The sequence below is a fragment of the Colwellia aquaemaris genome (assembly GCF_057548755.1).
Map to the genome: position 1 here is coordinate 1 of NZ_BAAJLV010000006.1, position 24,350 is coordinate 24,350.

Annotated in this window: 25 protein-coding genes and 1 tRNA gene; 13 read left to right on the forward strand and 13 right to left on the reverse strand. The window is 38.6% G+C overall.

The features are described 5' to 3' along the window. Positions 1-101: 101 nt before the first annotated feature. The 3 genes from AC27HL_RS15470 to AC27HL_RS15480 all read left to right on the forward strand — a co-directional run bounded on the left by AC27HL_RS15470 (position 102) and on the right by AC27HL_RS15480 (position 2,668). A tRNA-Tyr gene (locus AC27HL_RS15470) sits at positions 102-186 on the forward strand. Positions 187-447: 261 nt separating this feature from the next. Then, complete coding sequence (locus tag AC27HL_RS15475) at positions 448-1,152, forward strand: response regulator transcription factor (RefSeq protein ID WP_487081953.1); 705 nt, start codon at positions 448-450, stop codon at positions 1,150-1,152. A 133-nt stretch (positions 1,153-1,285) separates the two neighbouring features. Further along, entirely contained in the window at positions 1,286-2,668 is a 1,383-nt protein-coding gene (locus AC27HL_RS15480) for a DEAD/DEAH box helicase (RefSeq protein WP_487081954.1), read from the forward strand. A 59-nt stretch (positions 2,669-2,727) separates the two neighbouring features. Here the strand turns inward: AC27HL_RS15480 and AC27HL_RS15485 are convergent, their stop codons facing one another. Continuing rightward, positions 2,728-3,174: a YaiI/YqxD family protein gene (locus AC27HL_RS15485; RefSeq protein ID WP_487081955.1), complete on the reverse strand. Its 447-nt coding sequence runs from the start codon at positions 3,172-3,174 to the stop codon at positions 2,728-2,730. A gap of 119 nt (positions 3,175-3,293) precedes the next feature. On the opposite strand from AC27HL_RS15485, the gene AC27HL_RS15490 reads away from it, so the two are divergent. The 3 genes from AC27HL_RS15490 (at position 3,294) to AC27HL_RS15500 (ending at position 5,449) form a co-directional block, all read left to right on the forward strand. Then, the gene (locus AC27HL_RS15490) at positions 3,294-3,770 is read left to right on the forward strand and encodes an acyl-CoA thioesterase (RefSeq protein ID WP_487081956.1); all 477 of its coding nucleotides are present in this window, start codon (positions 3,294-3,296) and stop codon (positions 3,768-3,770) included. A gap of 74 nt (positions 3,771-3,844) precedes the next feature. Continuing rightward, positions 3,845-4,195 (forward strand): DUF2750 domain-containing protein, encoded by a 351-nt coding sequence (locus tag AC27HL_RS15495; protein WP_487082107.1) that lies wholly within the window; start codon positions 3,845-3,847, stop codon positions 4,193-4,195. Positions 4,196-4,201: 6 nt separating this feature from the next. Then, the gene (locus AC27HL_RS15500) at positions 4,202-5,449 is read left to right on the forward strand and encodes a DEAD/DEAH box helicase (protein ID WP_487081957.1); all 1,248 of its coding nucleotides are present in this window, start codon (positions 4,202-4,204) and stop codon (positions 5,447-5,449) included. A gap of 46 nt (positions 5,450-5,495) precedes the next feature. On the opposite strand, the gene AC27HL_RS15505 is transcribed toward AC27HL_RS15500, so the two are convergent. The 7 genes from AC27HL_RS15505 to AC27HL_RS15535 form a co-directional block, all read right to left on the reverse strand. Then, positions 5,496-6,755: a sensor histidine kinase gene (locus AC27HL_RS15505; RefSeq protein ID WP_487081958.1), complete on the reverse strand. Its 1,260-nt coding sequence runs from the start codon at positions 6,753-6,755 to the stop codon at positions 5,496-5,498. Positions 6,756-6,770: 15 nt separating this feature from the next. Next, the gene (locus AC27HL_RS15510; RefSeq protein WP_487081959.1) at positions 6,771-8,156 is read right to left on the reverse strand and encodes a sigma-54-dependent transcriptional regulator; all 1,386 of its coding nucleotides are present in this window, start codon (positions 8,154-8,156) and stop codon (positions 6,771-6,773) included. A 119-nt stretch (positions 8,157-8,275) separates the two neighbouring features. After that, positions 8,276-10,771: an FtsX-like permease family protein gene (locus AC27HL_RS15515; RefSeq protein WP_487081960.1), complete on the reverse strand. Its 2,496-nt coding sequence runs from the start codon at positions 10,769-10,771 to the stop codon at positions 8,276-8,278. Then, complete coding sequence (locus AC27HL_RS15520) at positions 10,768-11,475, reverse strand: ABC transporter ATP-binding protein (protein WP_487081961.1); 708 nt, start codon at positions 11,473-11,475, stop codon at positions 10,768-10,770. The genes AC27HL_RS15515 and AC27HL_RS15520 overlap by 4 nt, the downstream gene beginning before the upstream one ends. 84 nt (positions 11,476-11,559) lie before the next feature. Beyond that, the gene (locus AC27HL_RS15525; RefSeq protein ID WP_487081962.1) at positions 11,560-12,798 is read right to left on the reverse strand and encodes an efflux RND transporter periplasmic adaptor subunit; all 1,239 of its coding nucleotides are present in this window, start codon (positions 12,796-12,798) and stop codon (positions 11,560-11,562) included. 259 nt (positions 12,799-13,057) lie between these two features. Beyond that, positions 13,058-13,705, reverse strand: coding sequence for a thiol:disulfide interchange protein DsbA/DsbL (locus AC27HL_RS15530; protein WP_487081963.1), 648 nt, complete (start codon positions 13,703-13,705; stop codon positions 13,058-13,060). A 151-nt stretch (positions 13,706-13,856) separates the two neighbouring features. Continuing rightward, entirely contained in the window at positions 13,857-15,257 is a 1,401-nt protein-coding gene (locus tag AC27HL_RS15535; protein WP_487081964.1) for an alpha/beta fold hydrolase, read from the reverse strand. Positions 15,258-15,382: 125 nt separating this feature from the next. On the opposite strand from AC27HL_RS15535, the gene AC27HL_RS15540 reads away from it, so the two are divergent. Both AC27HL_RS15540 and AC27HL_RS15545 read left to right on the forward strand, forming a co-directional pair. Then, complete coding sequence (locus AC27HL_RS15540) at positions 15,383-16,213, forward strand: LytR/AlgR family response regulator transcription factor (protein ID WP_487081965.1); 831 nt, start codon at positions 15,383-15,385, stop codon at positions 16,211-16,213. Between the two features lie 59 nt (positions 16,214-16,272). Then, complete coding sequence (locus AC27HL_RS15545) at positions 16,273-17,022, forward strand: TIGR00266 family protein (RefSeq protein WP_487081966.1); 750 nt, start codon at positions 16,273-16,275, stop codon at positions 17,020-17,022. 98 nt (positions 17,023-17,120) lie between these two features. Here AC27HL_RS15545 and AC27HL_RS15550 read toward each other — a convergent pair whose 3' ends face one another. From AC27HL_RS15550 to AC27HL_RS15565, 4 genes are all read right to left on the reverse strand, one after another. Further along, a complete protein-coding gene (locus tag AC27HL_RS15550) occupies positions 17,121-18,230 on the reverse strand; it encodes an alpha/beta hydrolase (protein ID WP_487081967.1) in 1,110 nt (369 codons plus the stop codon). A gap of 74 nt (positions 18,231-18,304) precedes the next feature. Then, a complete protein-coding gene (locus AC27HL_RS15555; RefSeq protein ID WP_487081968.1) occupies positions 18,305-18,739 on the reverse strand; it encodes a hypothetical protein in 435 nt (144 codons plus the stop codon). Positions 18,740-18,806: 67 nt separating this feature from the next. Then, positions 18,807-19,016, reverse strand: a complete 210-nt coding sequence (locus tag AC27HL_RS15560) for a cysteine-rich CWC family protein (RefSeq protein ID WP_487081969.1) — start codon at positions 19,014-19,016, stop codon at positions 18,807-18,809. A 16-nt stretch (positions 19,017-19,032) separates the two neighbouring features. After that, positions 19,033-19,485, reverse strand: coding sequence for a LacI family DNA-binding transcriptional regulator (locus AC27HL_RS15565; RefSeq protein WP_487081970.1), 453 nt, complete (start codon positions 19,483-19,485; stop codon positions 19,033-19,035). A gap of 323 nt (positions 19,486-19,808) precedes the next feature. Here AC27HL_RS15565 and AC27HL_RS15570 point away from each other — a divergent pair, with 323 nt between their 5' ends. After that, positions 19,809-20,051: a TIGR02922 family protein gene (locus tag AC27HL_RS15570; RefSeq protein ID WP_487081971.1), complete on the forward strand. Its 243-nt coding sequence runs from the start codon at positions 19,809-19,811 to the stop codon at positions 20,049-20,051. A gap of 300 nt (positions 20,052-20,351) precedes the next feature. On the opposite strand, the gene AC27HL_RS15575 is transcribed toward AC27HL_RS15570, so the two are convergent. Further along, the gene (locus tag AC27HL_RS15575) at positions 20,352-20,534 is read right to left on the reverse strand and encodes a tryptophan 7-halogenase (RefSeq protein WP_487082108.1); all 183 of its coding nucleotides are present in this window, start codon (positions 20,532-20,534) and stop codon (positions 20,352-20,354) included. 152 nt (positions 20,535-20,686) lie between these two features. On the opposite strand from AC27HL_RS15575, the gene AC27HL_RS15580 reads away from it, so the two are divergent. The 4 genes from AC27HL_RS15580 (at position 20,687) to glpK (ending at position 24,281) form a co-directional block, all read left to right on the forward strand. Continuing rightward, positions 20,687-21,091 (forward strand): hypothetical protein, encoded by a 405-nt coding sequence (locus tag AC27HL_RS15580; RefSeq protein WP_487081972.1) that lies wholly within the window; start codon positions 20,687-20,689, stop codon positions 21,089-21,091. 34 nt (positions 21,092-21,125) lie between these two features. Beyond that, positions 21,126-21,914 carry a CBM9 family sugar-binding protein gene (locus AC27HL_RS15585; RefSeq protein WP_487081973.1) on the forward strand — a complete coding sequence of 263 codons (789 nt, stop codon included), beginning with the start codon at positions 21,126-21,128 and terminating at the stop codon, positions 21,912-21,914. A gap of 431 nt (positions 21,915-22,345) precedes the next feature. After that, positions 22,346-22,783, forward strand: coding sequence for an SRPBCC family protein (locus AC27HL_RS15590; protein ID WP_487081974.1), 438 nt, complete (start codon positions 22,346-22,348; stop codon positions 22,781-22,783). A gap of 13 nt (positions 22,784-22,796) precedes the next feature. Continuing rightward, positions 22,797-24,281 (forward strand): glycerol kinase GlpK, encoded by a 1,485-nt coding sequence (gene glpK, locus AC27HL_RS15595; protein WP_487081975.1) that lies wholly within the window; start codon positions 22,797-22,799, stop codon positions 24,279-24,281. The last annotated feature ends 69 nt before the right edge of the window (positions 24,282-24,350 follow it).

Consider the following 24,350-nt stretch of genomic DNA (forward strand, 5'->3'; position numbering starts at 1 on the left):
TGCAGTAGCGCCGATGGTAGTGTGGGAGTTCCCATGTGAGAGTAGGACATTGCTAGGCTCCTTTTCAGAAAACCCAGCTTATGCTGGGTTTTCGTCCCCGTGGAGGGGTTCCCGAGTGGCCAAAGGGATCAGACTGTAAATCTGACGGCTCCGCCTTCGGTGGTTCGAATCCACCTCCCTCCACCATCATTCATAAAGCCCGTAACAATAGTTACGGGCTTTTTTGTTTCTCGATTAATATCTCTATAATGCTCAATCGTTAAACACCATGCTTCTTACAAAACTATCCTTTATTTTCAGAGTTACATATTAGATACAATTATTCCGGTTTTCAGTATTGTTGTAAGGAGATAAAAGGAGGAAAATCATTATGTAAGTAAATATTTTTTGGATTTAAGTATTTGATCTAAACGAAGTTTACTAATAGTGGGATTGAGGAGCGCCATCATGAAAGAAATACTAATTGTTGAAGATGATAATGTGGTGTCTCTAAATTTAAAGAATCAGCTGGAAAGCAAAGGATTCGCTGTAACACAAATATTTAATGGTTCAGCCGCGTTGCGTAAAGTCATTAATAGCTTCCCAGACTTGGTTTTGTTAGATATTGGCTTACCTGATGTTAATGGTTATGAAGTTTGTAGACAGCTTAGGGAATTTTATCAAAGGCCAATTATTTTTATTACAAGCCTTGAAGATCATTTAGCAGAGATTAAATGCTTTGAAGTAGGTGCTGATGATTTTGTCTTGAAAACTGCACCATTTGAAGTACTTTATCAACGAATAAAGCGTTTAGGCTTACGACCAATTGAATATAAGCCCGCTGATATTCTTGAGTTTGGGGAATTAAAATTTATTCCAGATGCGACAGATTGTTTTTATCAGTCAAAACCTTTGGGATTAACACAAGAAGAGTATGAGTTATTCTATTTCATCGCAACTAAGCATAAAAGCACTGTTTCTAGGCAAATTATTTTAAAAGTATTAAAAGGTGCAGACTATGATGGTGTTGACCGCTCCATAGATATTAAAGTAGCTAGAATTCGCAATAAACTTAAAGCTGTTGGCCTGCCTGCTGCTGTTATTCAATCAGTTCGCTCAAAGGGCTATCAATTTTGCTTCGAAATGGTTGTTGAGCAATTAGCAGAGTCTTGATTATAGCTAATGTGTTCGTATTATTGAGATAATGAATTAGACGCCAGCAGTATCATTGCACTGTTGGCGTCTATACTGTATTCTGCACCGCCGTTTGATATTGACTCAACCCCCTGCGAGAAGAGTATATTCTATGAGTTTTACCGAGTTAGGTTTATCTGCCCCCATTCAAAAAGCTATTGCTGATAAAGGGTACACAGAGCCGTCACCTATTCAAGCTCAGGCTATTCCTGCTGTGCTAGATGGCAAAGACGTTATGGCTGCCGCGCAAACGGGTACGGGTAAAACAGCGGGTTTTACTTTACCTATTTTAGAGCTGCTGTCGAAGGGTGAACAAGTTAGAGCCAATCAAGCGCGAACCTTGATCATTACGCCAACTCGTGAGCTTGCAGCACAAATTGCTGAAAATGTCGAAATGTATGGGAAAAATTTGCCATTGAAGTCGACGGTGGTTTTTGGTGGGGTAAAAATAAATCCGCAAATGCAACGTTTACGACAAGGTGTTGATATTCTTGTTGCTACACCTGGTCGCTTGTTAGATCTTTACAATCAAAATGCTGTGCGCTTTGACCAACTTGAAATATTGGTGCTTGATGAAGCTGATAGAATGTTGGATATGGGCTTTTTGCGTGATATCAAAAAGATTTTATCGCTTTTGCCAAAACGTCGCCAAAACCTTTTGTTCTCCGCAACATTTTCTCCTGATATTCGCGAACTTGCAAAAGGCTTAGTGAATAACCCTGTGGAGATATCAGTAAGTCCAAAAAACACTACAGCTGAAACAGTTGAACAGTTAATTTATTCGGTCGATAAAAATAAAAAGTCGCCTTTACTCATCCATTTAATAAAGACTAATAACTGGCAACAAGTTATTGTCTTTATGAAAACTAAACATGGCGCTAATAAATTAACGAAGCAGCTTGATGTTGCCGGAATTAAAGCGGCTGCTATTCATGGTAACAAAAGCCAAGGAGCAAGAACGAAAGCGCTAGCGCAATTTAAAGATGGTAATATCAATGTTTTGGTTGCTACTGATATTGCTGCTCGCGGTATTGATATTGACCAATTACCACAAGTGGTTAACTTTGAATTGCCAAATGTTCCTGAAGACTACGTACATCGTATTGGCCGAACTGGGCGTGCCGGCTCAAGCGGTCACGCAGTTTCATTAGTATGTGCTGATGAGATGGATCTGCTAAATGATGTACAACACGTTATTCAAACCCATTTGCCAAGAGCGATCGTTGCAGGTTTTGAGCCTGTTCATGCGTTACCTGAATCACGTAAGCTAAGACCATTAAAAGCGAAGAAGCCTAAAAAAATTAAGCAGGTTAAAAAAGAGCGTGTAGAGCATAAAGACGGACAACGTTCGGGTGATAATGCTCGCGGTCATAAACCAACAGGAAAGAATAAGCGCCATACTGGTAATAAATCGAATAACCCTTACGCTAACAGCCCAGGAAAAAAACAAGGCAATGGTGGCGTACGTTGTCGAATTAACGCAAGTTCAAGCTAAGCGACATTAAATTATCTGTAAAATGCCAACTTAGCTTGGTATTTTGTTTTATAAGATTGTTACTTTTTTTGCGCCAGCAGTTTATCGAGGTTATTGGCAAAGGCTTGTCTGTCTGCTTGGCTTATTGGCGCAGCTCCACCCGTTTCTATGCCGCTTGAGCGCAAGGTATCCATAAAATCTCGCATGTTTAGCCGTTGTCGAATATTACTTTCTGTATAGAGCTCACCACGAGGGTTTAATGCCAAGCAGCCTTTTTCGACTACTTCCGCTGCTAGAGGAATGTCTGCAGTAATGACTAAATCTTTAGCAACGGCTCTTTTGACTATTTCATTGTCGGCAACATCAAAGCCTGCACTGACTTGCGTGAAACTAATAACCTTTGACGGTGGTACTTTTAAGTAATGGTTAGCAAGCAAGATTGTTGGTGTTTGTGTGCGTTCGGCAGCGCGAAATAATATTTCTTTAATCACTACCGGGCAGGCATCGGCATCAACCCAAATTTTCATGGTATTCCTATAAATTTCTTCAATGACTTAACTAGTGGTAATGTACCTCTAAACACTATGCATTGTAAGCGCTGTCATGTCTTCGTTAAAATGCGACTTTATAACAATTAGGAAAAATTATGAACCAACCGCAAAGAGATATCACTTTAAGATTTTTAGCTGAACCACAAGACGTGAACTTTGGTGGTAAAGTTCACGGCGGTGCAGTAATGAAATGGATAGATTTGGCGGCATATGCATGTGCTGCGGGTTGGAGTGGCCGCTATTGCGTTACCGCATATGCTGGTGGCATACGGTTTGTTGCCCCTATTCATGTTGGAAGTTTAGTGGAAGTTGAAGCGAAAGTTATTTATACCGGCAATTCCTCAATGCATATTGCCTTAGAGGTTAACGCTTGTGACCCAAAATCGCTTAATCGTAGGTTAACCACCCATTGTATTGTGATTATGGTTGCAGTTGACCAGAATGGTCAGTCTGAGCGTGTACCGCAATGGATTCCTGAAACTGAAGATGACAAAAAGCAGCATGCCAGTGCAAAAAAATTAATGGAAATGCGCAAACAAATCGGCGAAGAGATGCAAATTTTTGTAGAATAGGCAGATTAAATGAATTGTCATTTCTGATAGGAATTACCGTGTTAGAGCCCGCAAAAGTAAAACAAGTACTGCAAATGGATGATAGCCAACGAGCGACTTACTTCTTGAAGGAAGTGGTTGCGAATAATCAACTTTGGATATTAACCGATGAGCATGGCTGTGTGATGCTAAATACTGAAGATGAAGATTGTGTGCCAGTATGGCCTAATCAAGAATTTGCTCAAGCCTGGGCAACGGATGAGTGGCAAACTTGTCAGCCAGAAGCTATTTCATTGAATAAATGGTTTAGCCGATGGTCACATGGTCTAGCTGATGATGAACTTGCTATCGTTGTTTTTCCAAACCAGAATGAACAAGGTTTAGTGTTTTATCCTGATGAACTTGAGCATGATCTTAAGCAGCAACAATCAAAAATTAAGCGATAAATTAGCATGAGTTTTTCTTCTTTAGCACTAGATAAATCGTTAACTGACGTTGTAAAATCATTAGGTTACGAGCAACCCACACCTATTCAACAGCAAGCTATTCCTGCTATTTTAGCCAATAAAGATATTATGGCCGGGGCGCAAACAGGTACCGGAAAAACAGCGGCTTTTGCTTTACCTATTTTACAACGTTTAAGTGGTAATATTCCGCCACAAAGGCCTATACGAGCGCTGGTATTAACGCCAACCCGAGAGCTTGCACAGCAAGTCTACAAAAGCTTTGTTCGTTATGCAGAGAATACTGAGCTTAATATTGCAGTGGCTTATGGTGGCGTTAGTATTAAGCCACAAATAGCGGCCATAGAAAAAGGCGCTGATATACTTATTGCAACGCCTGGGCGATTGCTTGATCACATTATTAATGGCAGTGTTTTACTCATTCATCTTGAAACCATTGTTTTTGATGAAGCCGATAGAATGCTAGATATGGGCTTTAAAGATGAAATTGACCGAATTCTCAATAGGCTGCCACCAGAGCGGCAAACTCTATTATTTTCAGCAACGTTTGATGACGCAATTTTTAAGTTAAGTAAAACCTTACTCAATGAACCTGAGCTGATTGAAGTTAGTGAGCGAAACGCTGCCGCTGCGAAAGTTGAACAAATAGTTTATACCGTTGATAGCGATCGAAAACGTGAGTTAACCTCTTTTTTAATAGGTTCGAAAAACTGGCAACAAGTACTGATATTTACTCGCACTAAGCAAGGTGCTGATGCCCTTGCCAAAGAAATGTGTAAAGATGGTATTAAAACTCAATCAATTCATGGCGATAAATCACAAGGGGCTCGCGATAAAGCGTTAGCTGAATTTAAAGACGGTAAAACGCGAGCTTTAGTTGCTACAGATGTTGCCGCTCGTGGTATCGACATTAATGATTTACGCCATGTGATTAATTACGAATTACCCTATATTGCTGAAGATTATATTCATCGTATTGGCCGTACTGGTCGAGCTGGCAATGATGGTTTAGCGGTTTCTTTAATGAGTCCGTCAGAAACCTGGTTACTTGAAGCCGTAGAAGAAGTGCTTGATAGCCGGTTAATGCAGCAATGGTATCCTGGCTATGAGCCTGATCTTACTAAAACAGACGCGCCTGCTCGCAAAAATACTTTAGGTCGACAAAAGAAGCAGGGGCGTCAGAAAGCCTTTGGTGATAAAAGTAAATCAAGATCTAATCGACAACGTCGACGCTAAATTAGTCGATAACAATATTCTCTAACCGATATTGATGAATTGGTACTTACTTTAATGGCCAATTCATTAATATTTTTGCGCCACCAGCGTCGTTATTAGCTACTGAAAATTGGCCGCCATGGTTATGAATAATTTCAACACAAAGTGCTAGACCAATGCCTGAGCCATTGTTTTTGGTGGTATAAAATGGTGTTAATACATTGTCGAGGTTGGCAAAGCCAGGGCCAGTATCGTTTACTTCTACAATTTGTAGGTCGTTGTGATAATAAACATTAATAGTTACTTCAATACTCGCTTGGCATTGCTGAGCATTTTTTAGAATGTTAATCATTACTTGTGTTAATTGTGCTCGATCACCAAAACATTGCTCATTACCTAGCATTGTGACTTTACAGCTTGCAGTGTCAACCATAGCTTTTGCTTCATCCAATAATTCATAAAACGAAAACCAATTTGTTTTTGGCACTGGCAGTTGTGTTAATCGGCTATATTCACTAATGAAGGTTAATAAGCGCTGACTACGTTGTTGTATACGACTTAACACTTTGCGAGTTTGTGTTTCATCTAACTGCTCAGCGCATAAAAGGGTATCTGTCATTGAATACATTGGCGTTAACGAGTTACGGAGCTCATGACTTAACACGCGGATTAAACTTTGCTGATTGTGACTTTGCTGCTGGTTTAATAGCGGTGAAATATTAATAGAAGTAAACAGCCATTGTTTTTCTTGGCTGTTATTGAGTTGATAACTGATGGTTTGGCTTTGCCATTTGTCATTAAACTTTTCATGCTGTAATTGCTCATTTTCCAAATGAAAACCTAAAGATTGTGCTGAACTATTAATAAGCATTGGTTGAGCAATTTGCTGATTCATTGCCTCATTGCGATAAAGCAGTTTTAGTTGCTGATCAAACAAACAAACAGGTATTGGCCACGAGTCTAAAATATTACTGATAACATGGTTAAGCGATTGTTGTTCTCTATTTTGATTTAGGCGCTTAATCGCTAGTTGCTGAATTTGCTTTTGAAGATCTAACAATAAGTTATCAGGATGTTGCTTTTTAAAGGCGAGGTTAGTTTCATTTTCAGCTAACACTTGCGTGTAGGTTGTTAGCTGCATAATGGTTTGACACCAAAAATGATAGCAGCGCCAAGCTAACCAGATTAAAGGATAACTTAATGCGAAAACTAAGGTCACTATGGCAAGAGTACTCCATGCCATTTGCCAAGTGAGGGCCGCTATTAAAGATAATATTGTTATAACGGTCAGACTTAAGCCGGTGACTAGCCACTTTTCATGACTCAAAGCTCTATCCCTAATTTACTGGTTTGCATCAAATTTTATATTAAATTTTTCTAAACGACGGTACAAGGCGTTACGTGATATTTCCAGTATTTTTGCCGCTTCAATAACATGACCAGAGGTGCTTGCCATCGCTTTCTCGATCAATTTACGCTCAGCAGTCTCTAGAGGCTGTAGCTCTACTTCTTGGCTAGCATTTGTCGTTGTATCTAGCAGCAGGTCTTGCGCTGATATTACATTTTCTAAAGTTAATAATACGGCTCTTTCAATGACATGTCCTAGCTCCCTGACATTGCCCGGCCAATGGTGACTCTTTAGCTTTACTATGGCTTGCTCGTCGAGTGTTAATGCTTGCTTGTGGTATTTTTTACTAAAGTTAGCAATAAAGTTTTCAGCCAAAGCTGGGATATCAGCTGGCCGCTCGCGCAGTGGTGGTAATGTGATCACTAGCGTATTAAGCCGATAGAGTAAATCCTGGCGGAATTCACCATTATTAACCAGTTGATTCAAGTCGGCATTAGTAGCACTGATTAATCGAACATTAGTTCTTTGCGTTTGGCTTGAACCTAAAACTTCGTATTGCCCTGATTCTAAAACCCGTAACAATTTAGGTTGTAAATTTAAAGGTAGCGAACCTATTTCATCAAAAAATAAACTGCCTTGGTCAGCAAGTTGAAAACGACCAATCCGTTGTTGCTTAGCATCGGTAAACGCTCCTTTTTGATGACCGAATAGTTCGCTTTCGAATAAATTATCTGGAATAGCCGCCATGTTTACTGAAATTAGTGGTTGATTACTGCGTGACGATAATTGGTGAATACGCTCTGCTAAAACTGATTTACCCGTGCCATTTTCGCCGAGAATTAATATGTTGGCATCAGTTGGGGCAATTTGTTTGATCAGTTGTTCAATAGCTTGCATGGCCGATGATTGACACACCCATTGCTGGTTTGTCGCTGGCAGTTGCTGGCTTTTGCTGAGCAATTGTCGGTAGCCTTGATGTTCTTGTTTAATACGCGAAAAGCTTAATTGCTGACTAATGCTATTAAGTAGTTTTTCTTTTTGCCATGGTTTTTCAATAAAATCACTAGCACCTTGTTGCAAACCATTTACCGCTAATTCAATGCTGCCCCATGCAGTCATCAAAATAACGGGAATATTGCTTTTTTCTAATTGTTGCAGAATTGCTAAACCTTCTTGTCCGCTGGTGGTATCACGACTAAAGTTCATGTCGAGTAAAATCAGATCGGGCTTTTGTCGTTCACTTTCAACAATAACCTCTTTTGCTGTACTAGCTTCAATGGTTTTGTAGTTGTTCGCTGACAGTAATAATTCAAGTGCAAGACGGATATCTTCGTCATCATCAGCAATTAAAATAGTGGCTTGCGGTTTGTGTGTATTCAAAAATGTTCCTTATTGTTTGCTATTAAAAATAGCGACACTCGACGGTGTTAGAGCCGCCGAGTGTAGCGTATGAATTTAGTAATATTCAAGAAAACATGCTTATTTAAGCAATGTTAGTGTTACTCTTCTCGCAATGCTTGCATTGGATCTGAACTAATCACGCGCCATGCAGGTGCGATGACCGATAACATTACAATAGCGATTAAGCTAATGTCTAAACTCGACATGGCCAGCCAATTAAATGAAGGTAAAATGTCAAGCTGTTGTTCTAATGTTTGGTAAACAAGTACTGAAATTACAAAGCCTAAACCTAAACCTACCACTAGCATCCATAACGCATCTTTTAAAATGAAGCCAACCAATTTCATTTGCTTAGCGCCTGTTGCCATACGAACTGCCAGCTCATACTTGCGCTGATTGGTGGTCATTTGTGTTAACCCAGCAACACCAATAGCGGCTAAAAACAATGTTAGCAGAGTCATGATTACGACAATCCACATACTGAGGCGTTGTTCTAATGTTTGTTCATCCCAAACTTCTTCCAATGAGCGAACAGATAGATTCCCAAGGCGAGGAAATTGCCGTGCTAATTCATTTTCTAACATAGCTGTTGTTATGGTTTGTCCGGCTGGCATCATGACGGCAAAGTTTAACAATGTACTATTGATTCGGTGCGAATAAATAGAAGGGAAAGACAAGGCTTCTGTAATACCTGTTCGGCTAATAGTATTACGGCTAATACCATTAATAATTGGCTGAACGGCATTTTCTCCACGATTTAAGGCCACAGTTTTACCGATAATTTCTTGATAACTCAAATCAGGAAATATGGCTTTAGCCATGTTTTCATCAATAACAATACGATTTTCGTCGTTATCAATTTGGGCTTGCGTTAAATTAGCCCCCGCGAGTAATGGAATTTTAAAAGCACTAAAATATTGCGCGCTTAATGGCTTCATTTGATAAGTAATACGTTTGCCGCCGTTTTCTTCCGAGCGGTATCCCGACAACCTTATTTCATTAGATAGAGGAGCACTAGAGTTGACGATAACTTTACTGTTCGCAACTTTACTTTCAATAACGGAAGCAATATCAGTTAATAAGCGATTCATTTCACTGTCGTGGTAATTTTCAGTATCTGCTGTGAGCTGTTCACGCCATTCTTCATCGTTAATGAATAATTCGATGCTGTAGCTGTTGCCAAGCTCATAGCCGACTTCACGGTATACTGACTGATAGCTTTGTAGAGCAACCATTATTGAAGCTGTTAACAACACTGAGGCGATAGATAACTGAGAAACCATTAATACTTTGCTAAGCCATTGATTACTTTGTGCTTGAATGCCTTTGCCGCTGCTGTTGAGGTTATTGGAAATAGCGTGCTTGTTAATATCAACTAGCGACAAGGCGCTAAATAAGATGTTTAAAGCAATGATAATTAATAATGACATTAAAATGGTGAGTGTATTGATACCGATATCGTCAATCATAGGTAGGCTATCGCCGGCAATTAACGGTAAGCTTTTAATTGCCCAGCCAGCGACAAGTAAACCAACTGTGGCAGACAGTAAAAAACTCGGTAAATTTTCTAGAAAAACTAATGCTCTAACTTTAAACAAGCTGGCACCAAGACTGATTTGTATCGCAAATTCTTTGGTGCGACTTTGATAATGGGCAATAAATAAGTTCAGTAAATTTAGTGTTGCCATAAAAAGCAAGCCACATACAGCGAAAAATAACGCAACAATAAGATCTTCGGTATCGCCGAGTAAATTGCTGCGATAGGGAACTACGTTAACCACTTTGTTCATGCTATTCATAAAGTTTAGTGTTTCTTGTAAGTTATCGTTGTTGATGTTTTCTTTAACGTAGTCGAGTAACCACTGTTCCGTTTGTGCTTGGCTTGGAAGGGTTATGGTGCCGCTGGCGCTTTTATTAACTAAATAGCTAAGATCATTTCGAATAGCACCTACATCTGCAGGTTGAGACAAAGTTGCTTTTAGGTCAGTAATAAACCAGATTTGTTGTGGTAATATGACATCGTTACTGGCAACAGACATAACATCTTCAATGACACCTGCAATAATATAAGATTGACTATTAACTTCTAACTGCTTACCTAAAACTGATTTTGCGCCTGAAAATGCGTATTGCCATAAGCTCTCAGATATCCACACATTTTTTTCAGGTGCGGGTTTAGTTGTGTTGTCACCTAGAATTAGATTGGTTCCCAATACATCGAGAATATTGTTTGATGCATTGTATTGTGTTGTGGGGTACACGACATTGTCGATCACAATATCTTGCTCAGAGGGTGAAATGCCCGCCCACTCACCTAGTTCGGGAAATGTTTGCTGGAATGAAGCTAACCTTCTCATATTCCAATATGAAATACTCAATACTTTTGATGGTTTAAAATTAAACTCAAATGTTTGTAATTGTGCTTCATTTTTCACCCCTTGCAGTGGCTGGTATAGCAGGGTGGAAGAGATAGCAATAACACTTAACACTGCACCTAAAGTAAGGCCCAAAGTCAGAATTAATGGAATGCTCAATTTAGGCAAAGAAAAAACACGGGCAATACCGCCAATAAGCGATTTTTTAACTAAGCTCATGCAACCCCCTGCAAGTTCTTTTCGCTATTAATTTGCGATACAATTTTGCCATCTAACAACTGAATTTGGCGATTTGCACAGCGAGAATAGCGACTGTCGTGGGTAACCATTACGATAGTTGCACCTTCTTTATTAAGCTTTTCTAATAATGCCATAACTTGGTCGCCATTTTTGCTGTCTAAGTTACCGGTTGGCTCATCAACTAATATCAGATCAGGGTTGCCTACTAAGGCACGAGCAATGGCAATACGTTGCTGTTGTCCACCAGAAAGTTGGTTTGGGCGGTAATTTTTGCGATGCAACATATCAACTTGAGATAGTACTTTTTCTACACGTTGCTTAATTTCTTCTTTGTTTGTTTTTCTGTGCTCTAGAGGTAATGCTATATTGTCAAAAACAGTTAAATGGTCAATAAGATTAAATGATTGGAAAACATAACCAATATGTTGATTTCTAATTTGTGTTCTTTGATCAACTTTTAACCCACGAGTGTCAATATCAGATATTTTATAGTCGCCTTCGCTGGCAGTGTCCATTAGGCCCATTATCGATAATAAGGTAGATTTACCACAACCAGAAGGGCCGGTGATAGCGACAAACTCGCCTTGGTTAATTGTAAGTGACACTCCTTGTAGTGCATGAGTTTCAATTTGTTGACCATCATAGTGTTTGTGGATATTTTTTATTTCTACAACTGTTTTCATTAGATTTCCTTATATATCCTGTACGTTATATCGTATTTTTAATTGGTTTAGTTAGTTTTGTTGAACTTACGAGCTTAAATAGCGCTAATGTTCGATAGTTAATTGTTGAAATTGGTTATATTTTGAAATGTCGTTACTGACAATTTCATCGCCTGAAGTTAGGCCGTCGGTAATCACTAGTCGCCCTTGTGAAAGCTCAGCAAAACTGACATCACGTTGGCTTAATGTGTTTTCTGCCGTTTTGACAAAAACAGATTGTTTGCTTTGCGGTCGGATACCTGAAACTTGGCTGATAAAGGTGGCATCTTTTTGATGTTTAACGAATACTTGTGCTGAAATAGTCAGTGATGGGCGTGCGTTAGAGGTTAGTTCGCCGTCAATAATAGCTTCTGCAAGCACTGAGCCATTGGTAACTACGCTTTCGATACGAGTGATATGTGCTGCAATTTTTCCTTTTTGGGTATCAATAATAACTGGCGCGTTTATATCGATTTGATCGGCTTGGTGCTGCGGTAGACGCAGTCGCGCAATTAACTGCTTGTTACTGCCAACTTTCGCCAATGATTCCCCTAGTTGTACACTTTGACCAAGTTCAACTTCTAAATTTTGTAATGAACCATCGATGCCTGCTTTCACTTGCATGTCGTCAAGTTGTTCTTCAAGTAATAATAACTGTGCTCGCTGTTGAGATACGGTAATATCACGTTGAGTTAGCTGATAGCTCTGCATGTCGATAAACTGTTGATACTTCTTTTTCTCGAAAGTCAGTCGTTTTGATTGCTGTTTTACGGCCAACTCTGCTCTTTGTAATTCAATTTTTGATGCCACACCTAAAGTCATTAAGTTTTCGTTAACTGAAAGTTCCAATTTGGCTTTTTCTATTTCAGCTTCGATATCGGCAATGCGGCCTTGATAGTCAAGTCGTTCACTTTGTTGTTCATACTTAAAAGCTTCACGTTGGGCTTCTAATTGTGCTAATTCACCGCGCGCCTGACTTACTTCTTGCTCTAGTTTAGGGTTAGAAAGTGTTAAGATAACCGTATCTGCACTTACTTTTGTGCCGGGACGCACAATAATTTCTGCAACTTTCCCTAGTGCTGGTGCGGTTAATAACCTTTCTCTTGCTGAAGCAAACTCGCCATAGGCATTACTATATATATCAACAGCACCGCTTTGTACTGTTTGTAGGGTAATTTCATTTGCCAGAATTGTTTTACTTTTAGTACTTGTGACAGCGTGGGCAGCATAAGCGATAGATAGAATGAATAATCCAAGGGCTAGCCACTTTTTCCATTGTGATTTTTGTTGTAATTCAATTTTCATGGGAGATATTTTTGTTGAATGTTAAATTCTGTATTGAAATATCCATACCAAAAAATAAAAACATTTATTTAACAGTTGGTTATTGTGTTTTCTCAGTTCTAAATACTATGGCTTTGTTCGGTTTTGAAGAGTGAATGTTCGGTTTTGAAGAGACTATAAGTACTGCAGATGAAAGGTAAGCTAAAGGATTGACACTATGAGTTGCTTAAGAAAATAGTCCCTAAATGCGTTGCCACATATAGGGACATACAGGTAGTGCTTAAAGTGTGAATAAATGAGCTACTAGCTCATTGTATTCAGCAAAAAAATTGTTTCTATCGAGTGACTTACTATTAATCAAGTATTTACCGTTAACCACCATTGTTGGAACTGTGGTAAGTTGTCGACTTTTAGACAGCTTATCTTGAATTTTCTTTTCTTTTTTAGCCTGACCGATCACCGAAAAGCTTTTCATACCTTTATCAAATTTATCAGCGTCTCCACCACTTAAAACAAAAATATTACGAATGTCTTTCTCATCAGAAATTGTAGCTCTGTCTGTTTGTAAGTATTTAAAAACAGCGCCTGAGAACTTTTTATCGATACCTGTTTTTTCAGCGACAATAAGAGCCTTAGCTAGCATAAATTGAATTTCTTCTGAGGTATGCCCCATAAAATCAACATGTACTTTATTGAACTTGGCTTGCTCTGGCATTACTTTTTTAAAGCCATCTAAGTAAGGTTCATAAGCTCTACAAGCTGGGCAATAGTATGAGAAGTATTCGCTCAGTTCAGGCTTTGCGGTTTTCTTTTCTGCAACAACAGTATAGTGAGTACCTTCTTTAAATGTTTTTGCTTGGCTGTTAAGTGACAAGGTCAGCAATAATGCTGTTGCTAGACTCGTTATTACTTTCAAATTCTTTTTCATGCTTAGATCCTAATTCTTATTTTAACGCGCTGGTGCTTCTAGGTATTTTCTAGATACGATTTTTCAATATAGACATTCCATTTTCGTATTTGTTCATTGTAACTGTAGAAAATAATGCATCAAAATAACCATTATTAATGGCGGGCGAGTATTAGGGTAAATTCATTGCTTTGGCCCAGTTGACTATTTGTAGGCCAATATTGTCATCCCAAACACCCGGTTTTCCAAGAAAGGAGTCTTTTGCCGAGGTATGGATTGTACTCCAGTGGTCAAGGCCTGGATATTTATGCAATTCGACGTGCTTGTTGTTTGCAGCCTGCAATGTTTGCTTGATCATGTCATTGTCAGCTTCTGACATGATCCAATCATTGGTGCCCCAACGAATTTTTACAGGCACTGATAATTTTTGCCACTCTCCTGAAAAATCAAAATCTTGTAACTGGTGATAATAGCTCATTGGGCGACCATACATATGGTTTTTGCCATGATAATTGTATTTAGTCAGATTAGGACTTTCATTTATGATTTCTTGGTAACTTTTCTTTTCAATCAGCATGCCGTAATACAAAGGTATATAAGCTAAATTCATTTGCTTATTTATTTTGCTTTCCGAGAGGCCTTGCATTTGCTTAATACGTCGCTCTATTTCAAGCATATGCTCAAACCAAGAGCGAAAGAAGGTACCATCGGCAATTACCCCGTTAGCTTGGTATTTATTTGCTAGGTAAGGAGCAATTGCGCTGCCCATGCTATTGCCATAGATGAGTATTTTTTCTGGATCAACATAGGGCAGAGATTTTAGTTGCTTTAATGCTGCTTCATAGCCAGCCAGCTCAGTTTTAAAGTCAGTTTGTGAACAGTTGCCTTCACTGTCGCCAAGCCCTGGTTTTTCGACTCGCATAACAATCATATTGCTCTTAGTTACTATGGTTTCCAATAAACGAGTGTAATTAGATTTTCGTGACGGCAATAACTCAATGCTAGAGCAACTTAAACCTTGGACAATAAATATTGCTGGCTGTGGTGTATTCGAATTCGGTTTGGTAATGATAACGCGCTGCATAAACCCACTAGGGTTCTGCAATGAATGATAACTTGTATCTAAGCCTAGATGTTGTTCGAAAGCCAATGCTGGAAATTCGACATTGGTTATTTGAACGTTACCCTTGCTAAGATAAGAAACCTTGTAGATAGCGTCAGCAGTTAGCGCATCGGTAACATCATACCAATCTTCATTAATATAAAATGGTTTGTCATTTACTTTCACGATGACATCATTAGTACGTAAACCTGCTCGGTACAGTGGGCTGGATTTTTTAAGTTGATTGATTTTTTTGCCAATATGCGTTGAGTTTTCAAGGCTTATAGTTGAAAACTTTGCTAGCCAACTTGCACGTCGTTTAAGGTTTTTTTTGGTAAAGCCTTGCTTAGCTTCAGTACTTACTTCACTAGCATAAGCGTTGGCTTTAGGAAGTGCTAGTAAGTTGATTAATAACAATGTCATAGTAAAAACTGTTTGCACACTATTGATTTTAATTACTGAAATTTTCATATAAATTTTAACCTTAATATACGATGAAGTACTTGCTTTTAAAGATGAGTGTATTCGTTAAGTTATTAATTTTGTTTTATATTTATATGAACCTTAAACATTTTTATTTAAAGATACTGGTTTTCATGATGAATATTTTTCAAATAGATAAAAATGCTAAGCAACATCAGCAAGCGTGTTATTTTTTGGGCTCGCGGCCGCTAACTCATGTTCTGTGTTGGTTGGTGTATTATCTTCTTTTTAGTGTGATTTGGATAAAGCCAGAAACAGGAGTATTCGCTTCTTTTTATTTAGAGTTTATTTTACTGCCTCTTAGAATGATGGCGGTATATTGCATGATTTATTGGCTATTGCCGAACTTTCTTTTAAAACGTCGATATCAGCAATTTTTTATGGGCTATCTTGTGTTGTTGATTGTATCTGGCTGTTTGCTGAGGGTATTTGATCATTATTTTTATCAACAACTGTTACTTAATGAAAGTGGTAACTTACTGTCGTTTTCATCGTTAGTGCGCAGTATTGTTTTGCTGAACAGTACGGTTGTCTTTGTCAGTATGCTTAAAGTTTTGCAGTTATACTTTATAGCACAGGATATGCACTCAAAAGTCACTACCTCGCCTTCGCCTGAAGATAAGAAAAATATTGATCCGATATTAACCTTAAAGGCAAATCGTCGTACTCATTATATAAAAACCTCGCAAATACTTTACATAGAAAGCATGGGAAATTACGTAAGTTATTTTCTCTCTAATAATGAAAAAATTGTGGTTTATAGTTCATTAAAAGCTAGTTTATTAGTGTTACCAGAAAATTTTATTCGTTTACAACGCTCATACGTAATCAATGTTCAGCATATTCAGTCATATAGTCATGAGAATGTTGTTATTAAAGGAGTGACTTTGCCCAGAGGCCCTGATATTTCCGATCACGAATTACAACCGTTAGTACTTGAATAAATGTTGTGCCATGATATGAAATATAACAATTGAATAGATACCTAAAATAAGGAAATAGCATGCGAAGTGATGAAATAGATTTTCAAATTATTGGCCAGTCAATGCAGTTGGTTGAAGTCACATTAGATCAAGGTGAAACTGTTATTGCTGAAGCAGGCGCAATGAATTATATGGAAGATGGTATTGCCTTTGAAACTAAAATGGGTGATGGCTCAGATGCAAACCAAGGCTTAATGGGAAAGTTATTTTCTGCCGGTAAACGTATGTTGACAGGAGAGTCGGTATTTATGACCCATTTTTCTAATCAGGATTATCAACGAAAAACGGTAGCGTTTGCAGCGCCTTACCCTGGCTCGATTATTAGTGTTGATCTTGCGGCAATAGGTGGTGGCGTAACTTGCCAAAAAGATGCCTTTTTATGTGCCGCACTAGGCACTAAAATTGATATCACATTCAATAAACGTTTAGGTAGTGGCTTTTTTGGCGGAGAGGGCTTTATTTTAGAACGGCTAGAAGGCGATGGGTTAGCATTTTTGCACGCTGGCGGAACAATCATTGAAAAAGAGCTTAATGGCGAAACTTTACGTGTTGATACCGGTTGTTTAGTTGGGTTTAGTGATGGTATTGACTACGATATTGAAATGACCAAAGGCTTAAAAAGTATGTTGTTTGGTGGTGAAGGCCTGTTTATAGCCACATTATCGGGCCACGGAAAAGTATGGATACAGAGTTTACCTTTCTCGCGCTTAGCTGATCGGGTTATTCAACATGCACCAAATATTGGCGGTAGTAATACTGGTGAATCATAGTGGCTTGTTTTTACTAACGATTGTCATGGCAACTGATGTAACGTTTTTGGGTTAATAGCTAACCAAGTAGCAGTTTATGCTACTTGGTTAGCTACTTTCTAATTTAAGCGCCATGTTTGCGTTGATTGTAGGTCTCTTTTGCGAGTATTGGCATCATTTGCAACATCATCAATAGACTGGCGGATATCTTCATTTACCGTTGCCCATAAATAATAACTGTGTTCAGTTATACCGCCGACAATATCAGAACAATTTATTTGCGTTATTTTATTGTGCAACTGTAATGGTCTTGCTGCACCATTATGACCTAGTCGATCTGGATTGCCCTTGGTGTAATCTGAAATGGACATTGCTAGATCGCCATTGTTGTAATAAACATTCACCTGACGCGCTAATTGTTGGATATTTGCCATTGACTGACCGCTTTCGAATACATTGTCATCAACATCAGGCGCACACATAAATATATGTTGAAATAGGCGCGGAAGGTGTTTTTGGTCATTAATTTCTTGTAATGAATGTAAGGCATGTTGGAGCACATAATTACCCATAGAGTGACAGAGTAGGTGCAGTTGTTGTCCACATTCTCGATACTTAGGGTTAGTGTGCTCAGGTGCTAATAATGTTAAAAAGTCGCGCAATTTTAAAAAGCCACGGGCGATAGCTAAACTGGAATCTTCAGCGTCTTTTCTATCCGATAAATAAGCTTTATTTTTCAACATATCGCCATTTGATGGCCATGAAAAAAGAAAAACTTGCGTGTCTTTTAACGAACTAATATCTACAGAGTGACGATTTAACATTAGTTCAAGCGCCATTGCCGATGCAACAGCTTCAAACCAATCTACATTAAAACCATGAATAAAAATGACCACATCTTTATTGGTTTCCATTGCTGATTTAAGCTCGTGAAAGGCGGTTATTGAGGCTAAAGGTTCATTTTTCGACTCTTTAAAGGCGATTATTGAGTGTTTCTCTCGAAGTTGCTCTGTAATATATTCTGCTAACCCTTCTCCGTCTCCGACCCGTTTATTAACTTTTTTAGTTAGAAACTTTGCTACTTTCTCTTGTGCAAGCTCTACGGAGACTTTTCCAAAGCGTAAATTGCTGGAACGATCACCACTGAAATTTTTGCCGTAATAACGCGGTGCCCAACGTTGGCCAACATGATTTCTATTGGTTGCGAAATATAGTGTTAACGTTATCATGAGAACATCCTATTCAATTGAAGTCCTAGATGATAAGTGTAGTAAATATTAGGTTGTGAGCAAGCTAGCTTTACTTAACTAACTTTGAAATATTTTGTCAGTTTACTGATAAAACTTGCTTTTGCGTGTGCGATATCTTCAGCACTGTAATTGATATTTAATACTTTAATACGCATTGAATAAGTTGCTCCATGTCCCCATGGCCACCATATCATTGCAAGTGCAGGTAATTCTTCTGTTGCTGGTCGTGTAAACACTAATTGCTCTTTATTAAGTTGAGCTAACTGGCCAAGTTCTTCTTTCAGTGCTTTTGGTGCTTTCTTAATGCTTTTTTTATTCCACTCTTCACTAAACAACTCACGAAGTTGCACTAAAATTCGCTCTTTTTTTTCCCAAGAGAATTCTGCTAATAGCGCTGACATTTTATCTTCCCAACGCCACTTTAGTTCATCACCAAGCGGTTGGGTAATTGCGTTAAAGATGTGCTCTGGTTGTTGCTCGCTTGTCACAAACATTCCTTGTTGTTTTAGTTACTATTATTGGAATGATTTGATATTAACATTTTATTTGCGCTTGTTAAGTTCTATCAACAATTATTGTAGCATTGAACTTATCAATACACTTTTGGCATATACAAGACTTGCCGGATAGCTCCTTAGGCACTTGTGCTAATAAATCACGTTTAATATCACTGGATACACACCAACATGGCTTGTCGTCATTTACACCACAAAGGTTCGTTTGTTGGCAGAGTGGGCATAATGTTTGATCTATAGATGATTGCATTGGTCAGCCGTTAATTTTAATTACTTAATAATTTCGTTGAATCACGAACAATAAGCGATGGCTTAAATACTTGCTGAATATTTAGCTTATCAATTTGATAAACTTCTTGTAGCACTAGCTTAGCGGCCATTTTTCCCATTTCATCGTTACCACAAACTAAGCCAGTAAACTTATGTTGTTGACTCATAATATGAGCAATACCTTCACTACCACCAGTTTCCTTAAAGTCAGCACTATAAAATAGCTCTTCTTTAAAAGGAATGTTGTACTCAGCTAAAGCCCGTTTATAGCCTTTAAAGCGCGCTTTGGCGTCAAATTTATATTGTGGCCCGGCGATACAAGTGATGTTTTTATGGCAAAGCTCTTTCTCGTGTTTTTTATCACTGACTTTTGCATTGCCATTCATCACGCATGATACTGTGGCAAGAGATACATTTGCTAATTCCGATACTTGGTCAATGGTTGTCATGATTGTCCTTGTATTTTCAATGGGCAATGCGAAAATTCAGCATTGAATAATATCATACCTAGTTGGGCATTGAAGCTCTATTAATGAAAGCTTAATGACTTATTTCAAGTAGTCGATGAGATGCTAACTCTTTACCTATTTGTTGGTTATTTTCACTACTGAGCTGCTCGGTAGAGTAACACTTTTAAATTACACATAGATTGTTAGTTGAAACGTTGCACGATTACAATTTGTTGCAGTATCAGCGTAGTTTTGCAACAGTTTCCCTTGCTGGGTTGGTTAAAATAGCACCAATTTAAGCTTAACTGAGCAGGGAGCAAAAAATGCTAACGTCTGTAGATATTAACTTCACTTTGAAAAAAGTGACCATTATTTATTATGGAGATGATTCGCTTGAATTGCAGCATAGTGTTGAGAGCTTTCCGCAATTAAAAACCGGTCGAGTAATAATCCCAGAAAGCTACAAACAAGATAAGTCGATTATTGCTGTTTGCGAAGGCGATGTTAATATTTTAAATAAATTTGGTGAAAGAATAGAGTTTCCTGATAATAGCCAAGCCGTATAACTTTATTTCAATAAGAAAAAGCAGTCTATTGGCTGCTTTTTTTTATTAGCTAACGCTGTTATCTAACGTTCTAAAGAGCAGTACTATTTTATAAAATGGTACTGCTCAAGTCATTGTTCTACCGCTGTTAAAATCGAAGTCTTGAGAGAAAGTTTTGTAATTTGTTATCGTTGATAATATTGGCGATGACTGACGTAATAATGCAAATTATAAAGTCTCGAACGGCGTTTAGCTCAGAGTCTAGTTTACTGTTATATTCGTTAACCCCTGAGGTCGTAACAACATTATAGGGAAACAGCCTTAGCAAGCTACATTGGTGGTCATGATCAAGTGGATACTGGTAGATTCGAGCGACTCGATGAAGACACTTGATAAACCAATAGCAACACAGTTTTTATCCCCGCCTTTTCTGCGTCGACCAGATTTGAATTTTATTACTCTAGGCTCTGTATGGCTTCGCCTTCGGTATTGTTGAGTAACAATGCTTTAGTATCATCATCCGCCAAATACTTACTGCAAAACTTAATCGTAGAGCATAAATACCAACAGGCGACCTTTAAGGTGAAAATATTCAATTGGGCAGATGCTATATGTTGGATGTTGTTTTACCTTTATCCCCGCTAACGTAGAGGCACATGGCTGCTGGTGAAGCGCTCACCGATGAACTTAGATCGCAATGGATGCAGTATTTACAGCGCTTTTTAACAATTAACGCTAAGCAAGAAACATCTATTGTTTTGGCACATTCAGGTTTAAAAAAAGTTCATCGTGATATGTTAAGAGCATCAGGCTTTAGGGCGCACTTTTTCTTGTTAGAAGGTAGTGAAAGTTTAATCGCAAAGCGCATGCAAAAACGCTCCCCGCACTTTTTTCCTGTAGGATTACTACATAGCCAATTTCAAACGCTTGAACATCCGAAACTATCACAGCAACAAGGTGAGGAGTTAGATGTTACTATCATTTGTATTGAGCAAAGTATAAATGCGATAGTAACGCAAGTTGAACATGCCGCGATAAAATTTATTGCAAGCAACGCATAACGTTAGTGGTGTAGGTGAAGTTTAGGGTTTCAGTATGAAAAAAAATAAAGTTAGTCATTTAACTAAAGCATTATTACTTAGTGGTTTGCCAATATTCGCCACAACAGGGCAAGCACTTGAAGCTAAACAAACAAAAGTAGCGCCGGTTATCGATGGCGTGATGGACTCATTATGGCAAACAGCAACATGGCAGCCTCTTAATCAGCATATTTTAGGTGACATGCCCAGTGCTGAAGACTTTTCTGGTCGCTTTAAAATCATGTGGGACAAAAACAAAATTTACCTTTTAGCGGAAATTCAAGACGATGTACTTTTTGACAGCCACCCAGATCCATTAAATGCCTATTGGGATGACGACTGCTTAGAAATTTTTATCGATGAAGACAGATCCGGTGGCGAGCACCAATTTAACTTCAATGCCTTTGCCTACCATGTAGCACTCGACAACCAAGCGGTTGATATCGGCTATAAAACTAAAGATGGCCAACCTGATTTTATGTTGCTCAATGACCACCTTAAAAGTGCATGGAAGCGTCAAGCTACGACACCACATAAACTTATCTGGGAAGTGGCTTTAGATGTTTATGATGACAGCTTTGATTACATCACCACTAAGGCTGGCACCAAAAAATTTAATGATGCAAAACCAGTGACATTAACTCCGAATAAAGAACTTGGCTTTATGCTAGCTTATTGCGATAACGATGGTAGCGCCCGCAGAGAACACTTTATCGGTTCTGTGGCGATAGAGCCTAAAAATGGCGATAAAAACTTAGGTTATAAAGATGCAGGTGTTTTTGCCCCGTTAACTTTGGTTGAGTGAGTAGAAAAGGAGTATTGTGCTTGTAACTAATAAGACATAAAACTATAATGAACATAAGCGGTTCTATGTATCCGTGAGGTGTCAGGCAAAGGTTAAATAAAATACTAAAACTCAAAATATAAAAACTAATTACATAAAATACTAAAACTCAAAATATAAAAACTAATTACATAAAATACTAAAACTCAAAATATAAAAACTAATTACATAAAATACTAAAACTTAAAATATAAAAACTAATTACATAAAATACTAAAACTTAAAATATAAAAACTAATTACATAAAATACTAAATATAAATTAAGCACCTAAAAGCCTGATAGTCATTAACTCCATTATCGCTACTTCAACTCAAAACACACATCTTGACCCTAAGTACTTAAATCCGCTACTGTTACTGGCAATTATCTTTATGTGAATACAGGAACATTATGGTTAATGTTGATGTGGTACAAACAATCGCCGCAGTGCCAAGTGAAGTGAGTAAAATATTACTCGATCATCAAAATGCCGGGCGGTTTTTTGATGCCAAGTTTTCAATTGCTAAAACCGCCGATGACGGTGAAGTTTTTGGCGGCAAAGGCGCTATTCGTAATTTAAACGTCGCAGGTGTTAAATTTTCTGAGCAAATATTGATCGCTAACGATAACCATATTCGCTATGCCATTGTTGGTGACCGTCCGCTGCGTGGTCATCAAGGTAATATCTATCTTGAAGAACAAAGTCCTTCTTCTACATTGGTTCGCTATACTATTGTATGTGAAGCGCCTAAATGGCTGCCTGATAAATTGGTTGAGTTTTTATTGTCACAAGCGATGAAAAAAGCCTTAGTTAAAATCAACAAACATTTTTTAGCGCTGGCGAATTAAGAGAAAACCTGTAATGAAAACATCCTACCTGCTAGCAATTGATCAAGGTACTACAAGCAGCCGTGCCATTATTTTTAATGCTGCTGGCGACTTAATTGCCAGTGCCTCAGAAGAGTTTGAACAAATATTTCCTGACGATGGTTGGGTTGAACATCAACCAAAAGCCATTTGGCAAACTACGCTTGCAACCTGTCGAAAAGTTATCGCTAAAAGCGCTTTGCAGGCTGAAGATATTCTAGCCATCGGCATTACTAATCAACGTGAAACTACTTTAGTGTGGGATAAAAGCACGGGGGAGCCGATTTATAATGCCATTGTTTGGCAAGATAGGCGTACAGCAGAGCGCTGTAAGAATCTACAGCAAAATGCAGACATTGTTGCTAAAGTAAAAGACAAAACAGGCTTACTGCTAGATCCTTATTTTTCAGCCAGTAAAATCGGATGGTTGTTAGATAATGTTGCTGGCGCTCGTGAAAAAGCAGAAGCCGGAAAGTTATGTTTCGGCACAGTGGACACTTTTTTACTTTGGCACTTAACCAAGGGAAAAACTTTCGCCACCGATGCTACCAATGCCTCTCGTACCATGCTGTTCAATATTATTGATAATTGCTGGGATGATGAGCTATTAACCCTATTTAATATTCCTAAAGCCCTGCTGCCAGAAGTCAAAAATAGTGCCGATGATTTTGGTGTTACGACCACAGAACACTTTGGTCAGTCAATTGCCATTAGCGCTATGATTGGCGATCAACAAGCAGCGTTAGTTGGCCAAGCGTGTTTTGAAAAAGGCATGATGAAAAGTACCTATGGCACGGGTTGTTTCGTGATGGTAAATACTGGCAAACAAGCGCAATACTCACAACATAAAATGCTAACCACCATAGCGTATCGCTTAGCTGGCGAAATAACTTACGCGCTTGAAGGCAGTATTTTTATGGCTGGTGCCACCATGCAATGGATACGCGATGGTATAAAACTAATTGATAATGTTGAACAAAGCCAAGCGCTTGCCGAGTCAATGACGGCAGAAAATCATGTTTATCTTGTGCCTGCGTTTACTGGCTTAGGCGCGCCACATTGGCAGCCTGATGCTCGCGGCGCCATTGTTGGACTAACACGAGATTCAGGCATTACCGAAATTGTTACCGCAGCTTTGGCCTCTGTCGCTTATCAAACCCAAGATTTATTAGAAGCGTTAAAACAAGATGGTATTGATACCACACAACTTCGAGTTGATGGTGGCATGGTGGTTAATGATTGGCTATTACAGTTTCTTAGTGATATTTTAAATTTAGTGATTGAGCGACCAAAAGTGATTGAAACTACTGCGCTAGGTGCGGCATTGCTGGCTGGCTTACAGCAAGGCTTATTCGAAAATGTTGAACAAGCGGCTGAATATTGGCAAGTTGAAAGTAAGTTCTGCCCTAAAATGAGCGAGGAAAGTCGCGCTCGTCATTATCAAGGTTGGTTAACGGCTCTAGATAAAGTGCTCGATTAGCACTCATTTATCTACGGCAAAACATCCTACTGTATAAATAAACAGTTTTAGCTGCTATGCTATGAAAAG

Excerpts from the sequence above, each read along its gene's own strand:
- AC27HL_RS15520 (WP_487081961.1), bottom strand. The coding sequence starts at position 11,475 with ATGAAAACAGTTGTAGAAATAAAAAATATCCACAAACACTATGATGGT.
- AC27HL_RS15480 (WP_487081954.1), top strand. The coding sequence starts at position 1,286 with ATGAGTTTTACCGAGTTAGGTTTATCTGCCCCCATTCAAAAAGCTATT.
- AC27HL_RS15580 (WP_487081972.1), top strand. The coding sequence starts at position 20,687 with ATGGCTGCTGGTGAAGCGCTCACCGATGAACTTAGATCGCAATGGATG.
- AC27HL_RS15590 (WP_487081974.1), top strand. The coding sequence starts at position 22,346 with ATGGTTAATGTTGATGTGGTACAAACAATCGCCGCAGTGCCAAGTGAA.
- AC27HL_RS15500 (WP_487081957.1), top strand. The coding sequence starts at position 4,202 with ATGAGTTTTTCTTCTTTAGCACTAGATAAATCGTTAACTGACGTTGTA.
- AC27HL_RS15550 (WP_487081967.1), bottom strand. The coding sequence starts at position 18,230 with ATGATAACGTTAACACTATATTTCGCAACCAATAGAAATCATGTTGGC.
- AC27HL_RS15535 (WP_487081964.1), bottom strand. The coding sequence starts at position 15,257 with ATGAAAATTTCAGTAATTAAAATCAATAGTGTGCAAACAGTTTTTACT.
- AC27HL_RS15495 (WP_487082107.1), top strand. The coding sequence starts at position 3,845 with ATGGATGATAGCCAACGAGCGACTTACTTCTTGAAGGAAGTGGTTGCG.
- AC27HL_RS15560 (WP_487081969.1), bottom strand. The coding sequence starts at position 19,016 with ATGCAATCATCTATAGATCAAACATTATGCCCACTCTGCCAACAAACG.
- AC27HL_RS15570 (WP_487081971.1), top strand. The coding sequence starts at position 19,809 with ATGCTAACGTCTGTAGATATTAACTTCACTTTGAAAAAAGTGACCATT.
- AC27HL_RS15475 (WP_487081953.1), top strand. The coding sequence starts at position 448 with ATGAAAGAAATACTAATTGTTGAAGATGATAATGTGGTGTCTCTAAAT.
- AC27HL_RS15515 (WP_487081960.1), bottom strand. The coding sequence starts at position 10,771 with ATGAGCTTAGTTAAAAAATCGCTTATTGGCGGTATTGCCCGTGTTTTT.
- AC27HL_RS15585 (WP_487081973.1), top strand. The coding sequence starts at position 21,126 with ATGAAAAAAAATAAAGTTAGTCATTTAACTAAAGCATTATTACTTAGT.
- AC27HL_RS15490 (WP_487081956.1), top strand. The coding sequence starts at position 3,294 with ATGAACCAACCGCAAAGAGATATCACTTTAAGATTTTTAGCTGAACCA.
- glpK (WP_487081975.1), top strand. The coding sequence starts at position 22,797 with ATGAAAACATCCTACCTGCTAGCAATTGATCAAGGTACTACAAGCAGC.
- AC27HL_RS15545 (WP_487081966.1), top strand. The coding sequence starts at position 16,273 with ATGCGAAGTGATGAAATAGATTTTCAAATTATTGGCCAGTCAATGCAG.
- AC27HL_RS15525 (WP_487081962.1), bottom strand. The coding sequence starts at position 12,798 with ATGAAAATTGAATTACAACAAAAATCACAATGGAAAAAGTGGCTAGCC.
- AC27HL_RS15485 (WP_487081955.1), bottom strand. The coding sequence starts at position 3,174 with ATGAAAATTTGGGTTGATGCCGATGCCTGCCCGGTAGTGATTAAAGAA.
- AC27HL_RS15565 (WP_487081970.1), bottom strand. The coding sequence starts at position 19,485 with ATGACAACCATTGACCAAGTATCGGAATTAGCAAATGTATCTCTTGCC.
- AC27HL_RS15530 (WP_487081963.1), bottom strand. The coding sequence starts at position 13,705 with ATGAAAAAGAATTTGAAAGTAATAACGAGTCTAGCAACAGCATTATTG.
- AC27HL_RS15540 (WP_487081965.1), top strand. The coding sequence starts at position 15,383 with ATGATGAATATTTTTCAAATAGATAAAAATGCTAAGCAACATCAGCAA.